This window comes from Streptomyces sp. ISL-12, assembly GCF_018614415.1.
In the GTDB taxonomy this organism is placed as follows: Bacteria; Actinomycetota; Actinomycetes; order Streptomycetales; family Streptomycetaceae; genus Streptomyces.
The window spans coordinates 1-9,164 of the sequence record NZ_JAGGOO010000199.1 but is presented as its reverse complement, the minus strand read 5'-3'; the positions used below and the strand labels follow the sequence as shown (position 1 = coordinate 9,164).

Below are 9,164 nucleotides of genomic sequence, written 5' to 3'. Positions count from 1 at the left end.
CAGCGCCCGGGACTGCGGGCCGCGTATCTAGCGTCCGGGATTGCGGGCGTGGGTGAGCGTCTCCCAGGAGACGGAGAGGTCGTCGGTGCCGGCCGGGCGGGTGCCGGCGGCGAGCTTGTGCGCGGCGGGGACGGGGACGTCGAGGCGGTTCTCCAGGTGGTTGAGGGCGACCTCCAGGTCGGGCCCGAGATTCCGCTCGACCTCGCCGCCGCACAGCCAGGCCGGCGCGGTGTCCGCCCGCTGCTGGCGGGCGTGCAGCGCGAGGGCGGCCTTCAGCCGGTCCTTCACCTCGGCGTAGAGGTCGACGCCCTGGTGCCAGGCGGTCTCGGCGATGTGGGCGGTGGCGGCGATGGAGTGGCCGACGTGGGCGAAGTCGCGGCAGGTCTCCTGGGTGACGCCGTCCTTGTACGTCTTCTGCTGGTGCCAGTACGAGACCAGCCGTTCGCGGGTGGCGATGCTGCTGCCCGCCGGGGTGAACGGCAGCTTGCCGTCCTTCTCCAGGTAGAAGTAGGCGGGGACGCGGTCGCGGAAGCGGCGCAGGGCGTGGTCGAAGGTCTTGTGGTCGTTCAGGAAGACGGCGGCGGAGATCGCGCCGTCGGTGGCGATCAGGTCCTGGTGGCCGTTGCGGTCGGGGACCTTCTTCGTCAGCCGGGGCAGGTGGGCGGTGCGCAGCATGTCCTCGAACCGCCGCACCCGGTCGTCCGGCCAGCCGGCGCCCGGGGTGTGCCGGACCAGTTCGGCGGCCCGCGCCCAGGTCGACGCGGTCCACCCGGCCTGGAGCCCGGCGTTCTCCCCGGTGTGCTCCTTGAGCTTCCCGGACCAGGCGTCCATGATCTGCCGGGCCTTCTCCGCGTGGGGCCGCTTCCCGGTGACCGAGAACAGGAGGGCCTGCGTGTACGCGGCGATGGCGTCCTCGCGCTCCTCCTCGCACCCCCGGCCCGCCTTCTTCCCGGCGGGACAGTGGACCGTCGCGAAGGGCCGCGCCCGGTGCCGGTAGGACCCGTACCTGCTGTCCCGCATGGCCAGGTACGCCGAGAGCCACGGCTGCCGCCCGGCGGTCGTGTTCTTCCGTACGGTGTCCAGCTGGGCCTGGCTGACCAGCACGCCGGGGTGGGTGAACTCCGCGTCGGCGGGCAGCGCCCGCGCCATCGCCCGGCCGGACTCCTGACCGCACCCGGCGCCGGCCGCCCCGACCAGGACCGCCGCCACCAGCGCCGCCGCCCGCCTGCGCACCGCTGTCCTCATGCCCACCTCCGCGTCGTCGGTCACTGGCAGCGTGCCGGTGCGGGCGGCGGGGCGCATGGCGGGTTGGGCCGATCGGCCGTGCGGTCAGCTCAGCAAGTGACGGTTGGGCTCCTTGGCGCGGGCCTCGTACTCGGGGAGTACGACGACCTGGGCGCCCTGCGCGGCCAGCACCCCGCTCCCGTCCGCCCCGGTGACGAACGTGTCCGGCTCCCGCCAGGCCGTGACCACCCGGCGGACGCCCGCGTCGAGGATGAGCCGGGCGCAGGGCGCGGGCCGGGAGGCGCGGCGGGCGCAGGGTTCGAGGCTGCTGTAGACGGTGGCGCCGGCGAGCCTCGGGTCGGCCTGGCTGAGCTTGGCGAGGGCGGCCTCCTCGGCGTGCGCCACGGGGTCGTTCCCCTCCCGTGAGTGGCCGCGCGCCAGTTCGGTGCCGTCGGCGGCGACCACGACCGCGCCGACGCTGAACGCCGTCGTCGAGGGCGGGCACAGCGCCGCCAGCTCGCAGGCGAGGGCGAGCCAGTGCCGGTCGGCCGCGGTGGGGGTGGTGCCGGTGCCGGGCGCGGTGGGCACGTAGCGCATGAGGACGACGTCCTCGATCTGCCGGGTCTCGACCAGGCGGAGGCGTCCGCGCTGGTAGTCGCCGGGGCCGAAGAGTCGGGGCGCGGCCGGGTCACCGACCAGCAGCGGGGCGAGGACGAGCTGGAGTTCGTCGGCGAGGCCGGCGCGCAGGAGTTGCGTGTGGACGGTTCCGCCGCCCTCGACCATGAGCCGGCGTACGCCGTGGTGGTCGTGCAGGTACGCGAGTACGGCGGGCCAGTGGAGGTCGGGCCCGAGCGGGACGACGCCGGCGGCGATGTGGAGGGCGCGGGCCCGCTCGGCCCCCTGGTCCGTGGTGAGGAGGACCTTCTCCCCGCCGGTGTGCCAGAAGGCGGCGGCCGGGTCCAGCTCGCCGGAGCCGCTGACGGTGACCTTCAGCGGGAACTCCGGCTGCCCGGCGGCGAGGCGGGCGGCGCGGCGCTCGGCGGAGTTGACCAGCAGCCGGGGGTTGTCGGCGCGGATCGTGCCGGCGCCGACGAGGATCGCGCCGGCCCGGGCCCGTTCCCCGTCGACGCGGTCGAAGTCGGCCGGGGAGGAGAGCAGCAGGCGGTCGGGGCCCGTGTCGTCCAGGTAGCCGTCGAGGGAGACGGCGGCGGAGAGGAGGACGTACGGACGGGACATCGGCGCGGTCCTTCGGTGCACTGGGGGACGGCTGACTCGGCTCGGCTCGGCGGCAGCCGCTCCGGCACCATCCTCGCCCATCCCCCGCTCCCGCCGGGAGCGTCCGGCGGCGGTGGGAGGGCGCGCCGCCCCTGTCCACCCGTCCCGGCACCCCATTCCAGAGGGACGACGTCCTGGCAGGTCAGAGGCTGTTCCAGCGTTCCAGCGTCCCTCAGTGGCGGGCATCCGTGGCGGCCGGGACGGATCACGGCGCAAGCTGCGGTCAGGTCAGCAACCCGCCGACCGAAACGACCGACTTCAGCAGTCTGGAGAATCCGATGCGCTCGCGTCTCGCCACCCGTTCCGCCCGTCTCGTCCTCGCCGCCGCCGCGGCCGCCGTCGCCCTCACCGGCGCCGCTGCCACCGCCGCCGTCGCCGGCACCGGGGCCAGCGCCGCCCCGCGGGTCTGCACGACCAGCGACCTGACCTTCAAGGTCACCGCCGAGACCCAGGCGGGCGGCTACGACCTCGTCACCGCCAAGGCCAAGCGCGGAGTGACCTGCACCCTGGAGGGCCTCTACCCCTCCGCGTCCTACGGCTCCTCCATCGACACCGAGGTGTCGCCCATCGAGCAGAGCGTCGGCGAGGACATCGTCCTGTCCGGCTCCAAGGCCGCCTACGCCGGCATCAACCCCAAGACCACGAACACCGACGGCGGCATCCAGTTCGACCAGATCCACCTGTCCCTCCTGGGCGACGAGCTGAACGCCGTGACCCTCGCCCTCCCGCACACCGTCACGGTCGACCAGCCCGTCGCCACGAACTGGCACGCGGACAAGGCGGACGCGGTGCCGTTCGGGGGCTGATCCGGGCGCCAGGCCCAGCCGTGTACGCCGACGCGAGCCCGTCGGCAGCGGCTGGGCAAAGCGGAAGGGACCTGCGACTCCGGTCCACGTACGGCCGGTTCACCGGGGCCGGGCGGGCGGAGCCCTGACGAGAGTCGGTCCTGGCCCGTCGGCCGGGCAAGGGCCCTGACAGTCGGCGATCGTGCGGGGCGGGGCCCGGGCCGACCGATCCGGTCTGGGCGCCGCACAGCGGTTGACGGCCCCCGGCCCGCGTCCGTAGGCCCTGTGGGACTGCGGCGCCGCCGCACTCCTCCCCCGCTGACATCACGGCCCCGTCGCCCTCGGGGCCGTTTCGTCATACCCGGCTGCCGCAACGCGCAGAGCCACCTCGACACCGGCACAGCAGAACGGCCCCGGCCCTACTCTGGACAGTGCGACCCGCACCGAGAGAGGCGAGGCCATGCCCTCTGCTGCCACCCCGGACCCATACGCCGACCCACTCGTCTTCGGACAGCGACTCCAGATCCTCCGCACCCGACGCGGACTCACCCGCGACCAGCTCGGCGGACTGGCCGGCCGCTCAGGATCCTGGGTGAAAGGCGTGGAGACCGGCCGGCTGAAGACGCCCAAGATCGACGTAGTGCTTCGACTCGCCGAAATCCTCAGAGTCCGGGACCTCTCCGACCTCACGGGGAACCAGTCCGCGCCCGTCGATCTTTTCACTGGCCCCGGCCACCGACGCCTGCCCGAAGTGAAGGCAGCCGTCGATGCCTTTCCGCTCGGCGCCCGACAGGAGGCTCCGCCGGCCGCGCACCTGCGGGTCCGCCTTGCGCGCGCGTGGTCGGCCCGCCACTCGGCTCCCCACCACCGCGATGTGATCGGCGCGTTGCTTCCGGACCTGATCCGGGACACCCAAGCAGCGGTGCGACAGGCTGAGACGAGCGCGGACCAGCGGGCAGCGCACGCAGTCCTCGCCGAGGTCTACTCTGGCGCAGTTCTTCGTGGCATACCAGCCGGACGCCGCGCTGCTGTGGCGCGTTGCCGAGCGCGGCCTGATCGCCGCGCAGGAGTCTGAGGACCCACACGCCATCGGCGTCGCCGCGTGGCTCGCCGCACAGGCCCACCGGGACTCGGGTCCGGCACATTTCGATGCGGCCGACGAGGTCACGCAGCAGACCCTTGCCTTCCTGGAGCCGCTCCTTCCCGACGCCTCCGACGACGTCCTGGCCATCGTCGGTGCGCTGACATTCGAGGCCGGGTACACGGCGGCTCGCCGCGGCGAGACGGGCACAGCGTGGCGGTACTGGGACAAGGCCCGGAACCTGGCGACGCGGCTTCCGGAGGAGTACTACCACCCCGTCACCAGCTTCTCCCAAGCCATCATGGGTGCCCATGCCGTCACCGTCGCAGTGGAACTTCACCACGGCGGAGAGTCCGTTCGGCAGGCCGCCGCAGCGGACGCCGTACTCATCCCGTCCCGGCCTCGCCGGGCCCGCCACCGGATCGAGGAAGCTCGCGGCTACCACCTCGACGGCCAACCCGACTCCGCTCTTGCCGCGCTGGCGCAGGCACACGAAGCCGCTCCCGAGACGATCAGGTACAACGGCTACGCGAAGCGGATCGTGCTGGAGGAGACAGAGGCGAAGAGCCCGGCGCGACGCCGCCGCGCTTCGGAACTGGCGGTGAAGCTGGGGCTTCTCGCCGCGTGAAAGAGGGGGCACAAACTGTGCCCCTGCCGCATCGGCCGGGCTTCTACGGTTGCGCGTGTGAGACGGAACACGCCGACCGTGGAGGTCTCGACCATGCCGCGTGAAGCCGCGCACCAGCGCGCCGCACAACCGGCCCTCCGACCAGTTGAGGCGCAGACCGATGCCGTGGTGCACGCAGCTGCCGACCGGCAGTTGACCGCCGAGAACTGGCTGCTCTCCGCACACCCGTCCCACCGGCGGGCCCGAGCGGAGTGGAAGACCCACGGCGTGGCCATGCTCCCTCTCGGCGCCCTCTTCTCAGCGGCGCGTATCCCCGGCCGCCTCGTCCAGGCCGTCGCCGCAAGCACCGATCCACTCGATATCGATGCCGTCCTGGACGAGGTACTCGGCGGTGGCCCGGTCATTTGCGACGTCTGTGGCCCGCGCTACTACTCGCTGGTACCCGCGAGCGTGCCGAAGACGTGGCAGCGGGCTGCCGAGGACTGGCGGAGCCAAGTGGTCGAGTGCCTCGGGCAGGGCACGTACCCGGGAGTACCGCGGCTGGACGCCGTGTCCTTCCCTCACGTGGGCGCCAGGGCCTACTGGTCAGTGCCCATGGAGTCGATGGCCTCTCTGTGCAGACCACTCGCGGTCGCCCGCCTCATCGCCGCCGGAGTGCACGAGCTGAATGAAGACCGGTCACCATGGCCCGCGGATGCTCCGCTCACGTCGCGACAGCCCACCGGAGACGGGCCCGACCGGGGCAGCACCCGACTCGACGGTGCCCGGCTGGTGCCGACACTCCCGGCCGCAGGCCACGCCCAGCGGCCTTGACGGCGCCCGCGGCACTCTGCCGAAGACGTCGAACACGGGGCGTGGCGAGTGCCTAGACTGGCCGCTTCGCACGGAGAGGACCACGATGCGCCCTGAAAGCTTTGTCCCGTTTGTCATGGACTGCATCAAGAACACGCCCGGGGTGGCGCGCGTGCAGACACTTGAAGAGGCGGGCATCACCACATACCCGTTCGGCTTCGTCGTGGCCGTCGGCTCCAACGAGGTGCAGTGGCAGGTCACCGGCCAGCTCGCCGACGGCGAGAAGCACGACACCCCCACCGCCGATGTCGACGGCGGCCCCGCCCCTTGGACGGACAGCACCGTCCAGGACGGCGGCGAGGAGTGGCTCGCGGCCGTGATCGGCCGGGCCGAGGCGCCGCAGATCGCCGCCATCGCCCGGTGGTCCACCAAAGAGGGAAGCCGTCCCGACCACGTCGGAGTGACCGTCACCTTCCACAACGGTGCCAAGGCATTCGTCCGGCGCATCTGAGACCTCCGGCGCGTCCCGAACCCGAGCGCGGCGGAGAGCACCACACATCAGCATCATCCCGTCGAGCGGAGAGCTGATCATGTGTGAACACCGAAACGGACACCGATTCGATCCCGGCCAGTGCTCATCCGCCTGCTCCGTCTGCGGCGCCTGGGTCGGCGCCGAGCCCGGAGAGCCCGCCGCGTACCACCAGACCCCCGGCACTCGCGAGACTTGCCCGGGCAGCGGCCAACCCACCGTCTGATCCATCCGTGCCGTAGCGCTCTGCGGCCTCGGCGAACGTCCTGTCGACCGGGGCCGCTCCGCGACCACACGCAAGGAGGAAACGGATACGCCCCCAGCTCGAACTACCTCTGAACTGGGGGCGGACCAGTAGGCCCTGTGGGACTCGAACCCACAACCAATGGATTAAAAGTCCTGGTGGGGGCGTGGTGGATGGTTCCGGGCGGTTCTTCAGTGTCCGGAACTACCAGGTCAGAACACATTGGCTATGAGGTGAGATCCGCGTCGTGACGACTCGTGCCTCACTGTCCGCTCACGCATCGCTCACGCAGGAAGGGCTGCTGACCAGTACGTTCGCTCTTTGTGTGCCGCTCGGCCGGGTCAGATGCTCGTCCAAGCATCGATGAAGGCGCTTCGTCCGGCGGGATCGGCCGGCTTGTGGTTCGCGTGCAGGACGCGCCAGGCGGTGAGTTCGAGGTCCCGGAGCCAAAGTTCGCCGATGACCTGTGTTTTGAGGTCCGGGAGGTGGTCGGACTCGATGAGTGCCTGGCCGATCACCTCTGCGGCTGCGACGCGCTGGGGAGGTGTCATCTCGTCGACGGCCGAGAGGATCTGTCCGGCCAGACCGGTTCCTTCTCCGGCCAGCGAACGCAGCACCAGTTCCTTGATGTTGGTCGGCAGCAGGTAGGCCGTGCCCGAGGACCTCCACAGGTCCGACCAGAAGCGTTCTCCTGCCTCGGAAGGGGCGGGGAGCGCGGCCAGCAGTCCGAGAAGGTGCGCGGTGGCCGCGTAACCATCGGAGTGAGCCGCCGCGAGGACCGCGATGCCGGCGACACGCTCCACGTCGAGACGGCCGGTTTCGAGCTGTGGGGGTAGTCCCAATCTCAGTTCCAGCTGATGTGCGAGGGGGGCGGATGCGTGGGAGCGGAACTCGGGAAGCATCGGCGGTCCTTGGCGTAGGTGAGCGGAGGTACCCGATCGGGAGCCTTGATCGTTCCCATGGGCCAGTCGACTTACACGGCTCCCGCAGGCCCAGTTGGAGCAGGTCGCCGGCGTCTGCGCTCTCCTGATGGCCGAGCAGGGCCGTCCGGTGATGCCGGCCTGACGTTACGAGACCGACCTCCGGGGATGCTGCTACGGGCAGGCTTTTAGCATGATCGGATGGTTGCCGATGATGCTCAGAAATCCGAGACGGGACGGGAAGTTGTGTCTGGGGAGGCCGTAGCCGGTCTCCCCGGCGGATCACATCATGGCAGTGCCGAGGAAAAGCCTCACCCGGTTGCCGATCTGGTCGAGTGGGCGGCCGACCTGGTCGAGCCGGTCAAGCCGAAGCTGCGTGGCTGGCTCCATGCCGCGATGGTCCCCGCCTCGTTGAGCGCCGGCATCGTCCTTGTCTGCCTGGCCCGGACCCAGCAGGCGGCCCTGGCCTGCACCGTGTACTCCGTCACCGCCTGGCTGCTGTTCGGGACGAGCGCCGTCTACCACCTGGGTACCTGGGGGCCACTGGGCGAGGCCGTTCTGCGTCGCCTCGACCACGCCAACATCTTTTTGATCATCGCCGGCACCTGCACCCCTCTGGCCGTGGTGCTCCTCCCCCCTGACCGGCGTGCCCTGCTGCTGTGGATCGTATGGTCGGGCGCGCTGGCCGGCATAGTTTTCCGCGTCCTGTGGGTCAACGCTCCCCGCTGGCTGTACACCCCCTGCTACCTGGCCCTGGGGTGGGCACCGGTGCGTTACCTGCCCGACTTCCTGCACACCGGCGGAGCGGCCGTAGTCACACTGATAGTCACCGGCGGTCTCCTGTACAGCGCGGGCGCGGTGGTCTACGCCGTCCAACGCCCCGACCCCTCACCTCGCTGGTTCGGCTACCACGAGGTGTTCCACGCTCTGACCGTGGCGGCCTTCACCGCGCACTACATCGCCATCTCTCTCGCCGCCTACTGACCACAGCAGCGGGCGCATTCACTCCTGCGGCAGTGGTGCTGTCGCCGCGCACGCGGCCCGGTCAGCAACTGCGGCGTACGGGGGGCCTGGAGCGGAGAGGGAGACGAACGTTGTCTCGCGTCAGTTGGTGAGGAGGGCGAGATCTACCCGGACGTTCGGGTGTGGAGCAGGCCGGCCGCCTCACCCGCTGTGGCGGCGCCGCGACCGTGGCCGGAGGCCGTGCCGGTGGAACCGTTCGGCCACGAGGACCGTCCCTGCACGCCACGGCCCGGCCGTGCGCGGGTGTGATGGCCCGCCGATACCGGCGGGCCCGCTCACCTCAGGCCGCGGCCGATGGACTGGGCGATCCGCCGGCGCGGCGGTATTCGGCGTTGATGCGCTGGGCTTCTTCGAGTTGGTCTTCGAGGATGATGATCCGGCATGCGGCCTCGATCGGGGTGCCCCTGTCGACGAGCTCACGCGCGCGGGCCGCGATGCGCAGTTGGTAACGGGAGTAGCGGCGGTGTCCGCCCTCGGAGCGCAGTGGTGTGATCAGTCGTGCTTCGCCGATGGCTCGGAGAAAGCCGGGAGTGGTGCCGAGCAGCTCGGCGGCCCGGCCCATCGTGTAGGCGGGGTAATCGTCGTCGTCGAGACGGCCTAGCGACTCGTCTGCTGTCATCTCACCTCTCTGTGGAACGCGTGGAGGGGCCTTGGTGCCGTACG

At 71.2% G+C, this 9,164-nt stretch carries 7 protein-coding genes and 1 pseudogene; 4 read left to right on the top strand and 4 right to left on the bottom strand.

The annotated features are described in order from the left end of the window. Window positions 1-27 precede the first annotated feature (27 nt). The gene (locus J7I94_RS37405) at window positions 28-1,149 is read right to left on the bottom strand and encodes an alginate lyase family protein (protein ID WP_215174764.1); all 1,122 of its coding nucleotides are present in this window, start codon (window positions 1,147-1,149) and stop codon (window positions 28-30) included. A gap of 180 nt (window positions 1,150-1,329) precedes the next feature. Further along, complete coding sequence (locus J7I94_RS37400) at window positions 1,330-2,460, bottom strand: dihydrofolate reductase family protein (RefSeq protein ID WP_215174760.1); 1,131 nt, start codon at window positions 2,458-2,460, stop codon at window positions 1,330-1,332. 317 nt (window positions 2,461-2,777) lie between these two features. Here J7I94_RS37400 and J7I94_RS37395 point away from each other — a divergent pair, with 317 nt between their 5' ends. The 3 genes and pseudogenes from J7I94_RS37395 to J7I94_RS37385 all read left to right on the top strand — a co-directional run bounded on the left by J7I94_RS37395 (window position 2,778) and on the right by J7I94_RS37385 (window position 6,296). Beyond that, the gene (locus tag J7I94_RS37395) at window positions 2,778-3,305 is read left to right on the top strand and encodes a DUF4232 domain-containing protein (protein WP_215174758.1); all 528 of its coding nucleotides are present in this window, start codon (window positions 2,778-2,780) and stop codon (window positions 3,303-3,305) included. 439 nt (window positions 3,306-3,744) lie between these two features. Next, window positions 3,745-4,993 (top strand): annotated as a pseudogene (locus J7I94_RS37390) (helix-turn-helix domain-containing protein). 964 nt (window positions 4,994-5,957) lie between these two features. Next, entirely contained in the window at window positions 5,958-6,296 is a 339-nt protein-coding gene (locus J7I94_RS37385; RefSeq protein WP_308114858.1) for a hypothetical protein, read from the top strand. Window positions 6,297-6,899: 603 nt separating this feature from the next. Here J7I94_RS37385 and J7I94_RS37380 read toward each other — a convergent pair. Further along, entirely contained in the window at window positions 6,900-7,361 is a 462-nt protein-coding gene (locus tag J7I94_RS37380) for a hypothetical protein (protein ID WP_308114857.1), read from the bottom strand. A gap of 465 nt (window positions 7,362-7,826) precedes the next feature. Between J7I94_RS37380 and J7I94_RS37375 the strand changes: the two genes are divergently transcribed. Further along, on the top strand, window positions 7,827-8,462 hold the full coding sequence (locus J7I94_RS37375) for a hemolysin III family protein (RefSeq protein ID WP_374198500.1): 636 nt from the start codon (window positions 7,827-7,829) through the stop codon (window positions 8,460-8,462). 319 nt (window positions 8,463-8,781) lie between these two features. Here the strand turns inward: J7I94_RS37375 and J7I94_RS37370 are convergent, their stop codons facing one another. Then, window positions 8,782-9,120 (bottom strand): MerR family transcriptional regulator, encoded by a 339-nt coding sequence (locus tag J7I94_RS37370; protein ID WP_215174762.1) that lies wholly within the window; start codon window positions 9,118-9,120, stop codon window positions 8,782-8,784. Window positions 9,121-9,164: the final 44 nt, after the last annotated feature.